We start from the raw sequence: 18,437 nt of genomic DNA, 5'->3' as shown, positions 1-18,437 counted from the left end.
CCAAATTCTTGAATGAATAGGAACTAATTAGAGAAACTATATATGAACCAAAATTTTTTTTGCTCATGTATAATACAAGTTTAAAAGTAGACTTTGAGGTAAATTTGAGTTAATTCTGAAGGAATTCTGAAGTTGAGGTCCATTTTATTTTTTTCAGCTTCAGGATAACTGAATGCATTTCTTCAGAATAGCTATAAATAACCTTTATCTGGTTTACATCACATATTTTGCTCACTATAGATAAGCCTAAACCAATAGATTCCTGCGACTGATTATCTTTTCTAAATCGCTCGAAAAGTTTTTCGGGATCAACTTTTAGGGGCTTTCCTGTGTTGGATATTTCCAATTTTGAAGAAGTGAGGTCAATTTTGATCTTCCCATTTTCAAAATTATGCCTTATCGCATTTTGAAGAAGATTGGTGAGTAGCATGTCGAGCAGGTAAGGGTCCATATTAATAAACACATTTTCTTCCAGCTCATTTTCCAACCGAATTCCCTTCAATTCTATCAATTCTTTAAAATTGAAAATCATATTTTCAATTATCCTGGTCAGGTTGATTTTCTGCAGATTTGAATACTCTTTGTTTTCAATTTTGGTTAGAATTGACAGGGACTGGCCCAGTTTTGAAAGCTTGGAAATGGCCTGATGGGTAGAGCCAATTAGCTGCAGTTGCTCATCATTTAGATTAGGCGATTCCAGCAGTAGTTCCATTTTCCCTTTGGCAATCGCTAAGGGGGTTTGCATTTCATGTGAAGCATTCTCGGAAAATTCCTTCAGGTTGATATAGTCCTGGCTAATCTTTCTGGTCATCTCAGTGATGAAATTATTCAGGTCATTGAATTCCTTAATATTGGTTTCAGGAAGATTAAGGGGCTCCTTGTTTTGCAATTTGAATTTTTTAATAATATCCAGGGTCATTTCGAATGGCTTTAGTAGCTTTTGAGAAATTAAAAAACTGGACATCACCAAAACAAGAGCAAGCAGCAGAAAAATCATGGAAAGGGAATAAACACTACTTTCATAAATATCATCAGTTTCAAGAATTACATCATAAAGGGTAATTTGATAAAACTGATCATTTATTTTTTCAATGGCATTAAGTTTTCTGTGGGGCTCTTCTCTTTTTAAAATACGGTGTTGAACGATAGTGTCTGAAAAATAGGGTTTTACTGCCTGAAGATTATTACCCTCCAGAAGGGAGATATTAATTTTTTCGTTATTGATATCTGTAACAGCAACTCCTCTCGAAATGGCTTGGGTAATATCCTTGTGTTTTTCCCATAAATAACGGTCAGTCTCCAGGTCAACATCCTTTTTAATGACACTGAAAGTAATCCAAATCCCAATTCCAAAAACAGCTAAAGCTATAATCAGATAATATAATGTGGTCTTAAGTAATAAATTCATAGGGCTAATAAGCGCTAACTGGTCGGAAATTCATTTCGCGTAATATCTAAATGTTCGTATTAAATTTATATCCCATTCCATAAATTGTATTAATGTAATCCCTACCATCCAGTTGAGTAATTTTCTTCCGGAGGTTCTTAATGTGTTGGTATACAAAATCAAAGGAATCGTATAAATCGACATGGTCACCCCAAAGGTGCTCGGCAATGGATTGTTTGGTCAAAACCCTGTTTTTATTGGCGAGGAAATAAATTAGCAATTCATATTCCTTTCGGGTAAGAATCAGGTTGGTATCGTTCACGAATACTTCAAAAGTATCGGTATTTATTTTGATTTCATTAAAAATGATTTCATTACTTCCATCGAAATGCCTTCTGCGGTAAATCGCTTTTAGTCTGGCATTGAGTTCAGGCAAATGAAATGGCTTGGTAATATAATCATCAGCACCATAATCCAGGCCTTTAAGTTTATCATCCAGCGAATTTTTAGCAGAAATAATTAACACGCCAGAGTCTTTCTGTTCAGCCTTTAATGATTGCAGCACATCAAGACCGTTTCCGTCTGGCAACATTATATCTAAAATCACAATTTCGTAGGGAAATGAAACAATAGCATCTATGGCCTCACTTTGAGAAAAAACCTGAGTGCAAGAGTTCCCTTCTTTAGAAAGATAATTGAATATATTTTCGGAAAGATCCTTATTATCCTCTACTATTAAAATCTTCATAAAACTTGATTAATCCTTAAATTTTCAAAAAGCCTGAGTTGAATAATCATTCTAATTTCAATTCCAATTGAGTTGTGTTTTGCTAGAATTGCTCATCTAAAAAAGGCTTCAGGAAATTGGATTTTGTTAAACTTAGTCGAATTAAAATACAGGTACAAGTTCCGGTATTTTTTGGAAAATTAAAATTTTAAGCAAGATAAAAAAGTAATCTGAAGAGATTTTGAAGCACTTTAAGAGGATTTTAATTATAAGAGAATAGGGGAAATGCCGTTAGTCCTTAGTAATTGTTTCATTAAATTTTTTCCGTAGATGGGAACCCTGATTAAAATTGCTTTTTCAACTATTTTTTCCTTCTTTTTTATTGCTTTCGTCAGTTTTCAAATTAATGTCTACGGACAGACTAAGCCAACCAAGGAAAAACATAAAAAAACTAATCTAAAAAGATTACTGGCCGATGCTGAGGAATTTTGCAGAGTGGAGGAATATAACCATGCCATTCCTATTTTACTTGAGTATGATTCTTTAGAACCGAAAGATTTAAAGTGTAATTACCTGCTCGGTATTTCTTTATACGAGCTTGGGAGAAAGGAGGCGGCCCTGGAAAAGCTGAAATTTGTGTGGGCTAAAAGTGAAAAAGAATACGAGACTTTGCCATCCGATAAATTCTATTTTTACTATGCCCGGTGTTTCCAGCTGTCTCATCAGTTCGATTCTGCAATTCATTTCTTTGAGCTTCACCGTCAGTTTTATGAGAAAAGATATGAGGCCTCTTATAGAAAAGATTCCGATTACTTCATCAATCAATGTGAAATTGGGAAACAGTATGTAGAGGAAAAAACAAATATTGAAACATTTAATCTGGGTCCGGAAATTAATACCGAATATCCAGAGTTGGCCCCGGTAATTTCAGCCGATGAAAACACCATCATTTTTACTTCAAGAAGACCTGATTCTAAAGGTGGGGAAATAGACCCATTTGACCAAAAACCATATGAAGATATTTACATGTCTGTGAGAAATGGAGAAGGGGTATGGATGGCACCTGTGAATATGACAAGTATAAATACAGAAGACCATGATGCTTCCATAAGTCTTTCTCCTGAGGGGGATAAACTATTTATTTACAGAAATGGAGGGAATATGTTTGGGGATACTTCAGGGGATATCTATATGTCGAAAAAGGAAAATGATGAATGGATGGTTCCTGAGAAAATGCAGGAAGGGGTAAACTCCAGAGAAATGGAAACCCATACCTCTATTAATGCAGAAGGAAATGTAATGTTTTTGTCGAGTAATCGTGAAACGGAAACAAGCATGGGTGGCAAGGATATTTATATTGTGAGAAGACTTCCTGACAATTCCTGGGCGAAGCCGGAAAATTTAGGACCGGTGATAAATACACCGTTTGATGAGGATAGCCCTTTTGTCAGTCCTGACGGAAATACACTTTATTTTAGTTCTGAGGGGCATAACAGCATGGGGGGATTTGATATTTTTTATACTGAATTTGACAAAGCATCTAATACCTGGTCCGCTCCGGTAAACATGGGCTACCCGGTGAACACTGCAGATGATGATATTTTCATGGTCTGGTCACCTGACAGAACAAGAGGGTATTTTTCTTCCGGAAAGGAAGGTGGATACGGAGATCATGACATATATGTAGTGATGGTGCCTGAGAAAGAATATAAACTTATTGCCCTTAAAGGTAGGGTCTATGATGATGATACCAATGAATCGCTGAAGGCGGCTATTGAAGTTTATGATAACGAAAAGCAGGAGTTAATTAAGACGGTGGAATCTAATGGAGAAAACGGGAAATATACCTTATATCTTGATCCTGAAAAGAATTATGGCATCAGGGTTTTAAGAGAGGGTTATCTTTTTAAATCCATCAATATTCATGTGCCCGATCAGTTTGAGTACCTGGAAGTGAAAAAGAACTTCAATCTAAAGCCAATAGATGATACTCAGATTGAAAAGTTAAATAATATTTTCATTGTGGGAGATGCCGAAATAGATATAAAATCAGGGGTGGAACTCCAGGCTGTAAAGGATTTGATAGAAAGAAATCCTGGCTACTTTATAGAAATTGCGGTGCATAGCGATAATTCGGGAGATACAGTATTGAGTTTGGTGAAATCTCAGGCACAGGCTGAGGCCATTATTGCCGAACTCAAAAGTTATGGTACTCCTGACGAAAAACTTCTGGGCAAAGGCTACGGGCTGGGTGGTAAATTTCCACTTGCTTCAAATAATACTTTTTTGGGAAGAAAAAAGAATAATAGAATTGAATATATTGTCAGGAAGGATGTGCCAAAACCAAAGCAATTCAATTACCAGATTATTTATGATGAGTTTCTTACCAAAACAGAAGAGAAACCCTGTAGCGATTATAATGTAGGGGAATTGGTTAAGCTGGCCAATAAAATAGTTTATTCTTCACTTTCCCCCAACCTGAATGACGAAGCTGATGAGGCCATTGCTGAAATTGTAAGGCTGATGGACAATTGCCCCAATTTAAAACTGGAAATAGGAGGACATACCGACAATAAAGGAAGCGAAGAATTCAAACAAAAACTTTCAGAGAAAATGGCAAGGAAAGTGGCGCAAAAAATTGTCTTCGAAGGAATTGAACGGAATAAACTGGCTATAAAAGGTTACGGTGATACTCAACCTGCCAAAGGGGAGAAATCAAAAAATTCTAGGGTGGAGTTTAAGGTTGAGGAAAATCATTATCAAAAAAGTATGGATAAAGATGGAAACCCAATTCCACAAGTGGGCGATCTGATTGGGAAATCCATTTACTTTCCTGTAAATGCCCATAACCTGAAGGATACCGATTTGAACCATATTGATAAACTGGTAAGTGTTCTAAAAAAATATCCTAAAATGAAAATTGAAGTTGCAGGACATAGCGATGACAGCGGTTCAAAAGATTACAATATTAAATTATCTGACAACAGGGCAAGGACCATTGCCCAATGGCTTTATAAAAAACAAATTTCTCCGGAAAGGATATCTATTAAGGCTTATGGATCATCCAAACCAGTTTCAGAAAATACTTCTCTTAAGGGAAGAAGTCTGAATAGACGTTGTGAATTCATTGTAACCGAAATGGAATAATGAGGTTACAAGAACTAAAAAAACAGGCATCGAAACATAGATTATAATTTCTGGATATATTTTATCATTTTTGCACGGATTATTTTGGGATAGCTGAGGTGTGTTTTTCATTAATTATTTTTGTTTTAATAAATAGTGATTGAAACTACTTGATTTTCCCGGATGTTAAATGGAAAGTTATCTTTTTGAAAACATTTTGGGCCAGGCCCAACTTATTTAAGAAGGATAAAAAACAATTGCAAAATGACAGTAGTACCATATAAAGGAGAAGCAGGATCAAAAAAGCAGCAAGTTGCCAAAATGTTTGATAGCATTTCAGGTAAATACGATTTCCTTAATCATTTTTTAAGTTTGGGAATTGATATTTTATGGAGGAAAAAAGCTATTAAACTGCTTCAAAAGGAAAAACCCAGAAAAATTCTTGATGTGGCTACGGGCACAGGAGATTTTGCAATTGAAGCGCTTGCCCTAAATCCCGACCAGGTGATTGGGGTGGATATTTCTGCCGGTATGCTTGAAATCGGAAGAAAGAAAATGAAAAAACTGGGTTATGAAAATAAAATTTCCTTACATTTAGGAGACTCTGAAGGACTTGACTTTGAAGAGAATTCTTTTGATGCTGTAATTGTAGCTTTTGGCGTTAGAAATTTTGAAAACCTTGAAAAAGGTTTAACTGATATTAAAAGAGTGCTCAGGAATAATGGCACTTTAGTTGTTTTAGAGTTTTCAAAACCAACCACATTTCCACTGAAGCAATTTTACAATTTTTATTTTAAAAACATTTTGCCACTAGTTGGTAAAATTATTTCGAAAGACAACTCAGCATATACTTATCTCCCCGAATCTGTAAATGAATTTCCTTATGGGAAAAAATTTGTGGGAATAATGGAAAATCTGGGTTTTAAATCAGTAAAATGCACACCGCTAACATTTGGAATAAGCTCGATTTACCTTGGAAAAAAATAGGAGTAATTACGCTTCTGTTCCTCGGGTTGGGATTTAATAGTTTTGCGCAGTATACGCAAAATATTAGAAGGCTTAATTACGACAATAGAAATAATCATTATGGTTTTCAAATTGGATTGTTTTCTTCCAATATGAATATCAAACATTCCCAGCATTTTGCTGACGATTTGGATAGCACCTTTGTTATCTCTCCCCAAAGACATACCAGTTTTTCATTAGGTTTTATATATAATAAATCGTTGGCAGATGAACTTTGGGATTTAAGAATTTTACCTAATGTGGCTTTTTATGCCCATACAGTGGATTATTATTTTTATCAGGGAGAAGGAGATGAAGGGCCAATATTGGAAAAAGAAACCCAGAAAATTGAAAATACGACTACCTTTATTGAGATCCCTGTTTTGCTCAAATATAAATCGGTAAGGCGGAAAAATTTCAGGGTTTATTTAGTGGGTGGATTTACAGCAGGTGTAGGCGTGGGCGGAAAGAAGGGTGGAGAAGATCCCCGAAACCTTGGACTAAACCAGTTCAATTTTGAAGTTTCTTACGGAATTGGAATTGATGGCTATATGGCTTTGTTTAATTTTGCCCCAGAGCTTCGATTTTCCCATGGTTTGGTGAATATGCTCAAACCAAATGACAATATCTACACCAACAATCTGGATAGAATCACTACCCATAAAATTGGACTGTATTTTAACTTTGAAGGTTAATCAAATCGCCCATTTTTGTGTCCGGAACCTTGCTGGAGGAATACCGAACTTTCGTTTAAACAATCGGGAAAAGTAGGATAAATTGGGAATGCCAATTTCTTCGGCAATTTCCTGCATAGACTTGCCCGTAGTGGTGAGAAGAAGTTGAGCCCTTTCAAGGCGTTTATTATTGATATAATCAATAGGCCTGATACCCATAACTTCCATAAAGCATTTTGAAAAATAATCAGGGCTGAGAAATACCCTTTCTGCCAATTCTTCCACCGTTAATTTTTCCTTTAAATTCTTGTGAATATGGGATACCGTTGAGCCTATTTTATGATTAAGTTTTATATCTTTTTCTTTTTCAGGGGAAGAGTTTACGATAAATCTGGAGAATAACTGGAGCAAAATACCCTTACTTTCAAGAAAACCTTGTGGGTTTTGAGTTTCATAAGGCTGATTGAAGCTTAAAAGATTGGACCTGTTATCATAATCCTTTGGATTAGTTGCTTTTAAATTTTTTTCAGGATTTAACTTTAATAGTCTGTCAAATAACTCATAATCCAATGGGCTGGCTTCTACTTCATATTGAAAAGAAAATGCTTCGAAAACTTCTGGTTTATCATCTGGTTCACTTAAGAAATGAATATAGAATTGAGATAAATATTGGTCACAACGGTATCTGCTTAAGGTGAATTTTGGGATTAAATATAAATGATTTGGTTTTAGGCAGTATTTTTTATTACTATGCCAAACCCAGCCTTCCCCTTTGGTAATCAGATAAATCCTTGAAAAAGGACTAAATACATTATCATAATTCCAACTATCATTCAGCTCGGAAAAATCTGTATGTAATAGCTGGATATTTAAACTGTTATGGGATTTGTGCATTAATAATTGAGGTTTTTGATGTAAAAAATCGGATTTGTGCAAAAATAGCCCTTTTTTATGTATTGAAGAGTTAGTTTATTTACCTTATTCTTGTAATTACTTATAATCTAAATTTCAACTAACATTTATCAACCCAAATCTATTAGATCTGATCTTTGTTTTAATATTAGGACTTGTTTCAATTATTGGCTATTAAATCTTCTTTCGTTTATATGAAAATGAATGATTATCTACTGAAAAAATATTGTCATCATCAGTACTCCTATGCATTTTTTTGCTTTTTGATTTGTGCAACCCTTTTCTTTTCTTCTTGTGGGGTGGAATTGCCACCGGAAGTAGCAAAAGCCAAATCTGAATTACCAGAAACCATTGATTTCAATATCCATGTCAAACCAATTCTTTCTGATAAATGCTTTGCCTGCCATGGGCCTGATAAGGCAGGAGTAAAAGGTGGGCTTCAGCTTACCTCGGGTGATGTGGCATTTGCCGAATTATCTGAAAATCCTGGTCATTTTCCCATTGTGCCGGGAAAACTATCCAAAAGTCAGGTATTCCATCGAATTGCAACTGATGATCAGGAATTGGTTATGCCGCCTTTAGAATCTAACCTTACTCTTTCAGATGAGGAAAAGGCAATTTTGATAAAATGGATTGAACAGGGTGCTAAATATAAACCTCATTGGGCATTTATTAAACCTGAAAAACACCCCATTCCGGAAATAAACCAAGGTACTGTCTATAATTCTATTGACAATTTTGTGCTAAGCCGATTAGAAAAGGAAGGCCTTACCCAACAATCTGAAGCCGAAAAGGAAATCCTTATCAGGAGAGTTTCTCTTGACCTTACCGGGTTGCCACCATCGCTGGAAGATATTGAAGAATTTCTCAATAATAATTCCCCGGATGCATATGAGCAAATGGTGGATAAATTATTAGCCTCCCCTCATTATGGAGAGAAGATGGCAGTAGACTGGATGGATTTGTCCAGATTTGCCGATACACACGGGTACTCAGTAGACCGGTACAGACCAATGTGGCCCTGGAGAGACTGGGTGATTAAATCATTTAATGAAAACATGCCATTCGATCAATTTGTGGAATGGCAATTGGCAGGTGACCTGCTTCCAAACCCTACCAGAGAGCAAATTTTGGCTACCGGTTTTAATAGAAATCATGCCCAAAATATGGAGGGAGGGATTGTGAATGAAGAATTTAGGGTAGAATATGTAGCAGACAGGACCAACACTCTGGGAACGGCATTTTTAGGGCTTACCGTAGAATGTGCCCGATGCCATGATCATAAATATGATCCTATTTCACAAAAAGAATATTTCCAGCTTTTCGGATATTTTAATAATGTAGATGAAGCCGGTCAGATTTCCTGGGATGATGCCATGCCAGTGCCTACTATTTTGCTAACCGATGAAAAACAAGATAGTATAATTGCTTTTCTGGATGGAGAAATCACTAAAACCGAAAAGGAACTTAGTAAAATTAAAGCCCAGGAAAAGGAAGGGTTTCAAAGTAAAGAAATTCAAAAAACCACACAATTAAATAAAAAACCTATTGCACATTTTCCTCTCGATGAGCTCAAGAGGGGAAATTTTGTTAGCCGGATTTCTAATAAAGATTCGGCAACTCTTGTTGAACCAGTGTTTGTAGAGGGGAAGTTTGGAAAAGGAGTAAGGTTAAATGGGGATGAAGAAATGAATTTGAGGAAAGTTGGGGTTTTTAATCGGTCGCAGCCTTTCACAGTAGGCTTGTGGATCAATATTCCCAATTCCTTGAAGGAGGGGGTAATATTTCATAAAGGAAATGGCGCTATTATTTATAATTTCCGGGGTTATCATCTGGCTATCAGGGATAATAAATTTGAGTTATTAATGGCTCATACATGGCCCTACAACAATATTATCAAACTTTCTAAAGATGAAGTTCCCAAGGATAAATGGATTCAATTGACAGTAACCTATGATGGGTCCAGTAAGGCAGACGGTTTTAAATTGTTTGTGGATGGAGAAGAATTGGTATTTGAGGTGGAAAAGGATAAGCTTTATAAAGATATCCTTTTTCCTAGCCTGAAGGAGGAACCCGGATTGCAAATTGGAGCCCGATGGAGAGGTACTGGAATCAAGGGCGCTATTGTAGATGAAATAAAAGTTTTTGATTCGGAATTAACACTTCCTGAAATATCGATTTTAGCTCATCAGGAGAATAGGTCTCAACAGCCAGATGATATTTATGATTTTTATTTGAATAATTTTTCTATTGCTTATCGTAAAAACCTCAAATCATTAAATGAGCTGAGAGCGAAAAAAAATAAATTGCTCGAAGATATCCCAGAAGCGATGGTAATGGATGAGTTGGAAAACCCCAGAAAAACTTTTATTCTGGAAAGAGGGGTTTATGACGCAAAATCGGAGGAGGTTATTCCCGGAACACCGGAAAATATTCTGCCATTTCCAGAGTCACTGCCAAAAAACAGGTTGGGATTAGCTAAATGGTTGATGCACAAGGATAATCCACTTACAGCAAGGGTTTTTGTAAACAGGTTTTGGAAAAATTATTTTGGTAGAGGTTTAGTCAGTACCACTGCAGATTTTGGAAACCAGGGAGAGTTGCCAAGCCATCCCGAGCTTTTAGACTGGTTGGCCAATCAGTTTATTGAATCAGGCTGGGATATTAAAGCAATTCAGAAATTAATTGTAATGTCCGCGACTTACAGGCAATCATCATTTTCAACACCGGAGTTACGGGAAATCGATCCTGACAATGTGCTATTGGCAAGGGGGCCTGCGTTCAGGTTGTCAGCAGAAATGCTAAGAGATAATGTCTTGTTTGCCAGTGGGCTGATGAATGAAAAACAGGGAGGGCCAAGTGTAAAACCGTACCAGCCGGAAGGCTTGTGGAAAGTGAATGGATCGGCTTACAAACAGGATAAAGGCGATGATTTATACAGAAGAAGTTTGTATACTTTTTGGAAAAGAACTGTTCCCCCTCCATCTATGAATACCTTCGATGCTCCAAGCAGAAGTTATTGTGTGGTTAATCGGGAGAAAACAAGTACTCCTTTACAAGCTCTCGTGTTGTTAAATGATCCCCAGTTTGTGGAAGCTTCAAAAGCTTTAGCAACCAAACAAATGAATATGGAAGGGGAGATAGATGAAAAAATAGGCAGAGGATTTAGATTGTTGACTGCCAGAAAACCTAATGGGAAAGAATTAAATGCTCTGTTGAGTTTGTATGAAAAACAAGTAGAAAAGTTTAATAAAGATTCCGGGAAAATGGCTGGATGGCTTACTGCTGGTGAAATGAATGTAGCTTCATCAATTGGACAGCAGGAAAAAATTGAACTGGCTGCTTTGGCTATAGTCAATAGTGCCATTATTAATTCGGATGCATTTATTACCAGAAGATAACAAAAATATGAAAAGAGAAAATAAGTATATTGCTGATGTAATCAACCGAAGAACTTTTCTTCAGAAGTCTTCTCTGGGATTGGGCTCACTTGCTCTTGGTTCTTTACTCAATCCAACCGCCCTGATCGGCAAATCCGCCCCGGTGAGTTTTCCTAATTTCCCGCCAAAAGTAAAAAGAGTAATTTACCTTTTTCAGAGTGGGGGACCATCTCAATTGGAAACTTTTGATTATAAACCTACCCTTGAATCCCGACATGGTCAGGAATTGCCTGACTCGGTGAGAATGGGACAACGGTTAACTGGAATGAGTGCCGGCCAATCCTCTTTTCCCCTGGCGGGATCGCATTATAAATTTGCCAGATACGGGCAATCGGGGGCATGGGTAAGTGAATTGCTTCCCTACACCAGCGAAATAGTAGATGACCTTTGCTTTATTAAATCCTTACATACTGAGGCTATTAACCACGATCCTGCTATCACGTTTTTTCAAACAGGTTCTCAACAACCCGGTAGGCCAAGTATAGGTTCATGGTTAAATTATGGGCTTGGATCCGATAATGAAAACTTACCTTCCTTTATCGTCCTTGTTTCTAAAAATGCAGGTGGCCAACCACTTTATGCCAGGCTTTGGGGAAATGGATTCCTTCCTTCAAAGCATCAGGGAGTTCAATTTCGGTCGGGTAAAGATCCAGTACTTTTCCTTAATAATCCGGATGGTTATGGCAACGGAGACCGGAGAGAAATGCTCTCACATTTAAAAGATTTGAATAATGCCCAATACGAAATGTTTGGGGATCCTGAAATAAATAATAGGATCTCCCAATACGAAATGGCTTTCAGAATGCAGACATCTGTGCCAGAGGTAACCGATTTGTCAGATGAACCTGACTGGGTATTTGACCTTTACGGGGAAGACTCAAAAAATCCAGGGACTTATGCCGCTAATTGTTTATTAGCAAGAAGATTAATAGAAAGAGATGTAAAGTTTGTTCAATTATATCATCAGGGCTGGGACCAGCATAATTCATTGCCGAGAGGCATCAAAAACCAATGTAAGGCCACTGATCAGGCATCTGCTGCTCTGGTAAAAGACCTTAAGCAAAGAGGTTTATTGGAGGATACACTGGTTGTTTGGGGTGGAGAGTTCGGAAGAACTAATTATTCTCAGGGCAAACTGACAAAGGACAATTACGGAAGGGATCATCATCCAAGATGTTTTACCATGTGGATGGCCGGAGGAGGGGTGAAGCCAGGATTTACTTTCGGTGAAACCGATGAGTTTGGTTACAATGTTATAAAGGACCCTGTTCATGTGCATGATTTTCAGGCGACCCTTCTGCATTTAATGGGAGTTAACCACGAAAAGCTAACCTTCAAACATCAGGGAAGGAGATATAGGCTAACGGATGTAGCAGGCGAAGTGGTGAAAGAGATATTGGTTTAAGCGAGAATGCAATTAAGTAGAAAACCATCAGGATAACTAAAGTATCCTGATGGTTTTTCTAAGTAGGTTATTTATTACCAACCTGAGTCAGTATCAAAGTCCTGTGCCTTTTTCTTATCCAAAGGCTTTTGTTTTACAGCTCTAAATTCTTTTTTCTCTAAATCTTTTAAAGCTTTGTCCACATCAAGAACTTCAACTTTTTCTTCTTTGGCAGATTTATTTTTCTGCTCCTCTTCGGGAGTTGTTTCTCCATTGCCGTTTTGAAATGACATAAGGAAAAACATTGAACCTGTGGCTATTAGAGCGAAAAATTTCATAATTGGAATCTTTTTGGAAAGTGGGATTATTAATTTAGGAGTCACTTAAATTAGAAGTCAGACTCTAAATCAAAATCATGTCCGCTATTAGTTTGTTCTTTCTTAGGAGCAATATCCTCATTAGGATCTTCGCAAGAAAACATGAATAATAATCCAAGGGCAGAGATAAGTAATGCTAACTTTTTCATAATTGTTTCAGTTTAAATTTAGTTAATAAATAATGTTATTATAGTATTATCTTCTTCTATTCAGGCAATAAATTCTTATTGCCGAAAAATAATTATAGTTATCTTCCGTGCTGCACAATGGTGCATAGTTAGTTATTACAAATATTTGGAGGTGTAAATATTTCAGTCAACACACAGACCAACATGTAAAAATATTACACTCTTGGTTGGTTAGCCCTTGAAAATTTTTGTAGGTATAAAATGCAAAAAGCTAAAAAAATTTCTCTGTCTTACATTGAAAGAGAAATACGAATCTCAATCGTATAGTACAAGTATATATAGAAAAATATAATTATTCAAGTTTTAAATTAAATTATTTTGATATTTTGCTGTTTGTGGACTGGTTGATTTGTGTAACTTGTTGATTTTAAGTGGTTTGTAGTATTGAAAAAAATAGTTTTTTAAGAAAAACTTACATTTAATTTTCAGGACTCCATTATTGTAAGGCAATAAATTTGGTTTTTCAAGGTTGCAAATCCTAATGTAATAAAAAACCACCTCAATTTTGAGGTGGTCGGTCGATAGTAAATTTATCTTCTATTATTATTTTAAAAAATGAGGAGGTGTACTGATTTTTCAGGAATTATATTTGAGAAAGTGCGTGATCAATTTCCCTGTCCCTTCCATAAACATCCTCTCTGAGTTGTAAATGCCCATCTCCATCAATAAATGCAGTCATATACACTATGTAAACATTAATGTGGTCTTTTATCCCGATTTCCTTAGTTTTTCCTGAATTGATTACCTCATCAATCTCATTTCTGTCCCATGATCCGGAAGAATTTAAAACTGCTGCAGCTAAATCTCTTGGATCTTTAACTCTTACACAGCCATGGCTATAGGCTCTGTGTGTTCTCTGGAAATAACTTTTAGAAGGAGTGTCATGTAAATAGATACTCCATTTGTTCGGTAAATTAAATTTTACTCTGCCAAGTGCATTTCCCGGTCCTGGCTTTTGTCGCACCCTATAGTTCCCATTTTTAAGATTCAGGTCTTCACCTGGTTCAACTACATTATTTGGCCCCCAGCCATTTAAAACTTCGTAATTTTTATTTAGCAGATATTCTGCATCTTCACTTAGTTTAGGTGCAATTTCGTCCTTGGTAATGGAGTAAGGAACGTTCCAGTATGGGTTTAATACTACATTGGTGATATAGCTGTTAAAACATGGCGTTTGGTGTTTTTTAGCTCCTGTTACTACAATATGCTCTCTTACCAACTGTCCGTGCTCCATATATTGAAGAGTGTAATCTGGAATATTTACCCAAATAAATTTCTCCCCTTTATTTTCTGGCAACCATTTGTATCTTTCAATATTAACTATTAGTTGTCTTATTCTGTCTTCTACCGGTACGTTTAGATTTTCCCATGTGTTTTTTCCAATTCTTCCATCTACCAATAACCCATTTCTTTTTTGATAATGACTAATGGCCAGGGCCACATTTTCATCATATTCAATGCCATCTTCAAATTGTCTGTCCAGATCGTCAGTGATGATCAGTCTCATTCTTAAGATAAGAATGTTTGAACTGGTATCTCCCAGCTCCAATTTAGTTATTTCCTCTGGAAGAGTAGGCCAGCCTCCTTTTTGAGCAATTAATTCATATTTATTTTTAAATTGGATTAAAGCGTCATATTCAGGATTTTGGGGTAGAATGGAACGTAAACCTGCATGTACATTATCATGATCAACCGCAAAATTCAAGGCCGAAACAAAGTTTCTGACCCGGGATGGTAAATGCCATGCTACCGATGGAACATCAGTAGGGGTTACATATCCGTAAAGATTTATTTGAGAAAGCTGGAAAAATACTCTGGTGAAGGCGATTTCTGTTTGTGCAATTTGATTTGCCTGTACAAAATAATTTTCAGGCTTTATATTATTATAAGCTCCAAGAGTTTTTCCTAATTCACCTTCAAAGAAAAGTGCCGGATTTTTGGTGGCATTTATTTCCTCCAATAATTCGTAACCAGTGTTTTTTAATTTACCATCCTGATTAAACCAGACAGGTATGAAATTTCTATTTTGGTAAAATGAAATGGTATTGTGCTGAACTTCAAGTTCCCTTTGATTCAGGTGTTCCAGTTTAAATTTATCTTCTGAGACTGCTAACTGTAATTGCAAATGAGTACTAACTTTTTGCTTTAATTCATTTGCAAAATAAGTTTGGGCAAAAATTTCTGTGGTAGTTATTATCAGTAAAATAACTATTAAGAAAGAAGTTGTGTTTATTGCTGATTGAGGTTTCATAAAATTCAGTTATGATTTATTTATGCTAGTTAAGTTCTTGTACGTTTTTAATCATATCCAGTTTCAAAAGTAACCTAACCTAAGCAAACCTTACACTCACTTAATTCTTCCTTATTGAGATTAATGAAATTTAATTTCAGATATATTGAGTCATTATTTTAGTATTTATGTAATTATTATTCTTTGTTTTTATGTTTTTGTGGTTAAATATTCTGAATATTTAATCGGTTTTCTTTAAGTCTTGTTAACAAGATGGCCTGAATCTTCCATGGAATAAGGAGATATTTCTCCATGTAAGAATTATTCAAAAAAGTAAAAAAAACAGGGATTTATGGCCTAAATAATAGTGAGGAATCACCATAACTCAGGAAGCGGTAATCATTTTCCAGAGCAGAATTGTAAATTTTTTTCCAATTATCACCCACAAAGGCAGCCACTAGTAGTATTAATGTACTTGATGGTTGATGAAAATTAGTGATAAGTGCTTCACATACTTTAAACTGATAACCGGGAAAGATAAAAATTTCAGTTTCACCTGTGATTTGTTCAAGGTTGCGCTCCTCCATCAGTTTTAGGATAGCCTTAAATGCTTGTATTTTATCCGGAAGAAGCGTATTTCTATCTTGATAGGGAAAAAGCTTCTCTATAAAAAAATCATTATTTTCGGTTGTTTCTAATAATTTCACTCCATACCAGTAAAGACTTTCGAGGGTTCTCATGGAGGTGGTTCCTACAGGTATTACTTTTTTGTTTTCCAAAAGCAATTGAAGGCTTTTTTTCGATATTACTACCTGCTCATTGTGCATGGTATGCTCAAGCACATTTTCAGTTTTTATGGGTTGAAATGTCCCTGCACCTACATGCAAAGTTACTTCATCAGTTAAAATGCCTTTTTTATTAATACCCTCTAAAACTTCGGGGGTAAAATGCAACCCTGCTGTGGGTGCTGCCACTGCCCCTTCCTCCTTTGAATAGATTGTTTGGTAGGTTTCCTTATCTTCCTGAATAGGTTTTCTGTTTAAATAAGGGGGAAGGGGAACTTCTCCAGCAGCAATTATTACATCCACAAAGGGTATTCCTACTCCTTCCCAGGAAAATTGAACATGTCTTTTACTTCTGTCAATTAATTTGGCCTGAAGTGTTATTTCCTTTTCCCCGACTTTTAAAGATCTTTTTAAAATCTGGTTATCTTTCCATCTTTTTAAATTACCTACTGTGCATTCCCATGTGCTTTCCTTTTGAACAAGCATAGCTTCCTGGACTAAAGTGGTGGGTAATACCGGATGTAAAAGAAAAACTTCAATGGTTGCGCCTGATTCCTTCTGAAAATATATTCTGGCAGGTAGTACTTTGGTATTATTAAAAACCAATTGGTATTCATCGGAAATAAAATCTGGCAGATCTTTAAATTTACGATGCTCAATTTCCTCATTTTTATATAGTAGCAACCTGGATTCGTCCCTTTTCTTTAATGGATATTTGGCTATCCGATTATCAGGAAGTTCATAATTATAATCTGTTAGTTTTATATTTCTGTTTAAAATTAAATTATTTTCCATTTACATTCTTCTTAATTCTCAAAAGCCGTATAATTGCACAATTTTGGAGAACAGCCATATCTTGATTCCCTCCAAAATAATTTCCCAAAACAAAAAATTAATCCGCGGAAATGTATAAAGTTATTCGCCCCTTTCTATTCCTGTTTGACCCTGAGTTTATTCATCATCTCATGTTTAAATTGATCAAAATTGGGGTAAATTTTCCCTTTGTCAAAGGAATACTTAAAAAAGTATATGTTCCGGAAAGTAAGCAACTTGAAAGGGAAGTCTTTGGTTTAAAATTTCCCGGGCCAGTGGGTTTAGCGGCTGGGTTCGATAAAAATGCTTTATTGATTGATGAACTTTCAGTTTTTGGGTTTGGGTTTATTGAAATCGGAACAGTGACACCCAAACCTCAGGATGGCAATCCCAGGCCTAGATTATTCAGAGTAAAAGCGGATAAAGGCATTATTAATAGGATGGGGTTCAATAATGATGGCCTTGATTCTGTGGTAGAACGGCTAAAAAATAAGAAGAGCAATGTAATTGTGGGTGGGAATATTGGGAAAAATAAGGTGACTCCCAATGAGGAGGCTATCAATGATTATTTGATCGCTTTTGAAAAGCTCTTCGAATATGTGGATTATTTTACGGTTAATGTCAGTTCACCAAATACACCTGGATTAAGAGATTTACAGGAAAAGGAGCCCTTGAAAAAATTGCTTTTTGCCCTAAAATCCGAAAATCTTAAAAAAACCAATCCAAAACCCATTTTATTAAAAATTGCGCCTGATTTAACAAACAGCCAACTGGACGATATTATCGAAATTGTAACAGAAACAAAAATAGATGGCATCATAGCGACCAACACCACTATAAGCCGGGAAGGATTAAAAACCAGTGAAAAGGAGATTGAAAAAATCGGAAATGGCGGACTGAGCGGCAAACCTGTTACATCAAGATCTACTGAAGTAATCAAATATCTTTATGACAAATCTGGGAAACAATTAAAAATAATTGGTGTAGGCGGGATTCATTCTGTAGAAGATGCTGTAGAAAAAATTAAGGCTGGGGCGTGTTTGGTGCAGGTTTATACCGGGTTTATTTATGAAGGTCCGGATCTGATTAAAAAAATAAATAGTAAAATAGGCAACTTTTTGAAATAAAATGAGTAAAATCAAGAAACTGTTTGGTTTTTTTGTTCGGATTCGGACATGATGCTTACAAAACCGGACAGGTAATACTATTTTAGGTGTACTGAAGAAAGATAAAAAGGTATTGATAATCAGTTGTTTAGGTCTTGTGGCACACCAATTGGTTAATTTAAAATAAATAAGATTAGAATTTCAAAAAGCTTTTAAGCTTTATAAAAATATTTGATTGTTGTAGTTTTAATAATTGTGGTTGTTAAAAGCCGTTTCTTTGAAA

At 35.9% G+C, this 18,437-nt stretch carries 13 protein-coding genes; 6 read left to right on the top strand and 7 right to left on the bottom strand.

Translation table 11 applies throughout. The features are described 5' to 3' along the window. Nucleotides 1–109 precede the first annotated feature (109 nt). Together A3EM_RS0102990 and A3EM_RS0102985 are read right to left on the bottom strand one after the other, a co-directional pair. The gene (locus A3EM_RS0102990) at nt 110–1,408 is read right to left on the bottom strand and encodes a sensor histidine kinase (protein ID WP_020526682.1); all 1,299 of its coding nucleotides are present in this window, start codon (nt 1,406–1,408) and stop codon (nt 110–112) included. A 46-nt stretch (nt 1,409–1,454) separates the two neighbouring features. Next, on the bottom strand, nt 1,455–2,135 hold the full coding sequence (locus tag A3EM_RS0102985) for a response regulator transcription factor (protein ID WP_020526681.1): 681 nt from the start codon (nt 2,133–2,135) through the stop codon (nt 1,455–1,457). Nucleotides 2,136–2,444: 309 nt separating this feature from the next. On the opposite strand from A3EM_RS0102985, the gene A3EM_RS0102980 reads away from it, so the two are divergent. The 3 genes from A3EM_RS0102980 (at nt 2,445) to porT (ending at nt 6,940) form a co-directional block, all read left to right on the top strand. Continuing rightward, entirely contained in the window at nt 2,445–5,261 is a 2,817-nt protein-coding gene (locus A3EM_RS0102980; protein WP_020526680.1) for an OmpA family protein, read from the top strand. Nucleotides 5,262–5,504: 243 nt separating this feature from the next. Beyond that, complete coding sequence (gene ubiE / locus A3EM_RS0102975) at nt 5,505–6,227, top strand: bifunctional demethylmenaquinone methyltransferase/2-methoxy-6-polyprenyl-1,4-benzoquinol methylase UbiE (protein ID WP_020526679.1); 723 nt, start codon at nt 5,505–5,507, stop codon at nt 6,225–6,227. Next, on the top strand, nt 6,176–6,940 hold the full coding sequence (porT, locus tag A3EM_RS0102970) for a type IX secretion/gliding motility protein PorT/SprT (protein ID WP_020526678.1): 765 nt from the start codon (nt 6,176–6,178) through the stop codon (nt 6,938–6,940). Before ubiE ends, porT begins: the two co-directional genes overlap by 52 nt. Here porT and A3EM_RS0102965 read toward each other — a convergent pair whose 3' ends face one another. Continuing rightward, nucleotides 6,941–7,813 (bottom strand): AraC family transcriptional regulator, encoded by an 873-nt coding sequence (locus tag A3EM_RS0102965; RefSeq protein ID WP_020526677.1) that lies wholly within the window; start codon nt 7,811–7,813, stop codon nt 6,941–6,943. A gap of 212 nt (nt 7,814–8,025) precedes the next feature. Here A3EM_RS0102965 and A3EM_RS0102960 point away from each other — a divergent pair, with 212 nt between their 5' ends. After that, a complete protein-coding gene (locus A3EM_RS0102960) occupies nt 8,026–11,232 on the top strand; it encodes a DUF1553 domain-containing protein (RefSeq protein ID WP_020526676.1) in 3,207 nt (1,068 codons plus the stop codon). Between the two features lie 7 nt (nt 11,233–11,239). Further along, entirely contained in the window at nt 11,240–12,676 is a 1,437-nt protein-coding gene (locus A3EM_RS0102955; protein ID WP_026210071.1) for a DUF1501 domain-containing protein, read from the top strand. Nucleotides 12,677–12,750: 74 nt separating this feature from the next. Here A3EM_RS0102955 and A3EM_RS0102950 read toward each other — a convergent pair whose 3' ends face one another. The 4 genes from A3EM_RS0102950 to A3EM_RS0102935 form a co-directional block, all read right to left on the bottom strand. Continuing rightward, entirely contained in the window at nt 12,751–12,993 is a 243-nt protein-coding gene (locus A3EM_RS0102950) for a hypothetical protein (RefSeq protein ID WP_157637713.1), read from the bottom strand. 50 nt (nt 12,994–13,043) lie between these two features. Continuing rightward, nucleotides 13,044–13,181 (bottom strand): hypothetical protein, encoded by a 138-nt coding sequence (locus A3EM_RS47435; RefSeq protein WP_020526673.1) that lies wholly within the window; start codon nt 13,179–13,181, stop codon nt 13,044–13,046. A gap of 622 nt (nt 13,182–13,803) precedes the next feature. After that, nucleotides 13,804–15,471, bottom strand: coding sequence for a L,D-transpeptidase family protein (locus tag A3EM_RS45465; RefSeq protein WP_020526672.1), 1,668 nt, complete (start codon nt 15,469–15,471; stop codon nt 13,804–13,806). A 329-nt stretch (nt 15,472–15,800) separates the two neighbouring features. Further along, nucleotides 15,801–17,030: an S-adenosylmethionine:tRNA ribosyltransferase-isomerase gene (locus A3EM_RS0102935; RefSeq protein ID WP_020526671.1), complete on the bottom strand. Its 1,230-nt coding sequence runs from the start codon at nt 17,028–17,030 to the stop codon at nt 15,801–15,803. Nucleotides 17,031–17,140: 110 nt separating this feature from the next. On the opposite strand from A3EM_RS0102935, the gene A3EM_RS0102930 reads away from it, so the two are divergent. Beyond that, on the top strand, nt 17,141–18,175 hold the full coding sequence (locus tag A3EM_RS0102930) for a quinone-dependent dihydroorotate dehydrogenase (RefSeq protein ID WP_026210070.1): 1,035 nt from the start codon (nt 17,141–17,143) through the stop codon (nt 18,173–18,175). Nucleotides 18,176–18,437: the final 262 nt, after the last annotated feature.

Origin of the sequence: Flexithrix dorotheae DSM 6795, from assembly GCF_000379765.1 — a bacterium.
Classification (GTDB): Bacteria; Bacteroidota; Bacteroidia; order Cytophagales; family Flammeovirgaceae; genus Flexithrix; species Flexithrix dorotheae.
The sequence above is the reverse complement of the archived record's forward strand: the minus strand, read 5'-3'. Positions and strand labels throughout refer to the sequence as shown.

Coding starts and splice junctions, on each gene's coding strand:
- A3EM_RS0102990 (WP_020526682.1), bottom strand. CDS start 1,408: ATGAATTTATTACTTAAGACCACATTATATTATCTGATTATAGCTTTA.
- A3EM_RS0102985 (WP_020526681.1), bottom strand. CDS start 2,135: ATGAAGATTTTAATAGTAGAGGATAATAAGGATCTTTCCGAAAATATA.
- A3EM_RS0102980 (WP_020526680.1), top strand. CDS start 2,445: ATGGGAACCCTGATTAAAATTGCTTTTTCAACTATTTTTTCCTTCTTT.
- ubiE (WP_020526679.1), top strand. CDS start 5,505: ATGACAGTAGTACCATATAAAGGAGAAGCAGGATCAAAAAAGCAGCAA.
- porT (WP_020526678.1), top strand. CDS start 6,176: ATGCACACCGCTAACATTTGGAATAAGCTCGATTTACCTTGGAAAAAA.
- A3EM_RS0102965 (WP_020526677.1), bottom strand. CDS start 7,813: ATGCACAAATCCCATAACAGTTTAAATATCCAGCTATTACATACAGAT.
- A3EM_RS0102960 (WP_020526676.1), top strand. CDS start 8,026: ATGAAAATGAATGATTATCTACTGAAAAAATATTGTCATCATCAGTAC.
- A3EM_RS0102955 (WP_026210071.1), top strand. CDS start 11,240: ATGAAAAGAGAAAATAAGTATATTGCTGATGTAATCAACCGAAGAACT.
- A3EM_RS0102950 (WP_157637713.1), bottom strand. CDS start 12,993: ATGAAATTTTTCGCTCTAATAGCCACAGGTTCAATGTTTTTCCTTATG.
- A3EM_RS47435 (WP_020526673.1), bottom strand. CDS start 13,181: ATGAAAAAGTTAGCATTACTTATCTCTGCCCTTGGATTATTATTCATG.
- A3EM_RS45465 (WP_020526672.1), bottom strand. CDS start 15,471: ATGAAACCTCAATCAGCAATAAACACAACTTCTTTCTTAATAGTTATT.
- A3EM_RS0102935 (WP_020526671.1), bottom strand. CDS start 17,030: ATGGAAAATAATTTAATTTTAAACAGAAATATAAAACTAACAGATTAT.
- A3EM_RS0102930 (WP_026210070.1), top strand. CDS start 17,141: ATGTATAAAGTTATTCGCCCCTTTCTATTCCTGTTTGACCCTGAGTTT.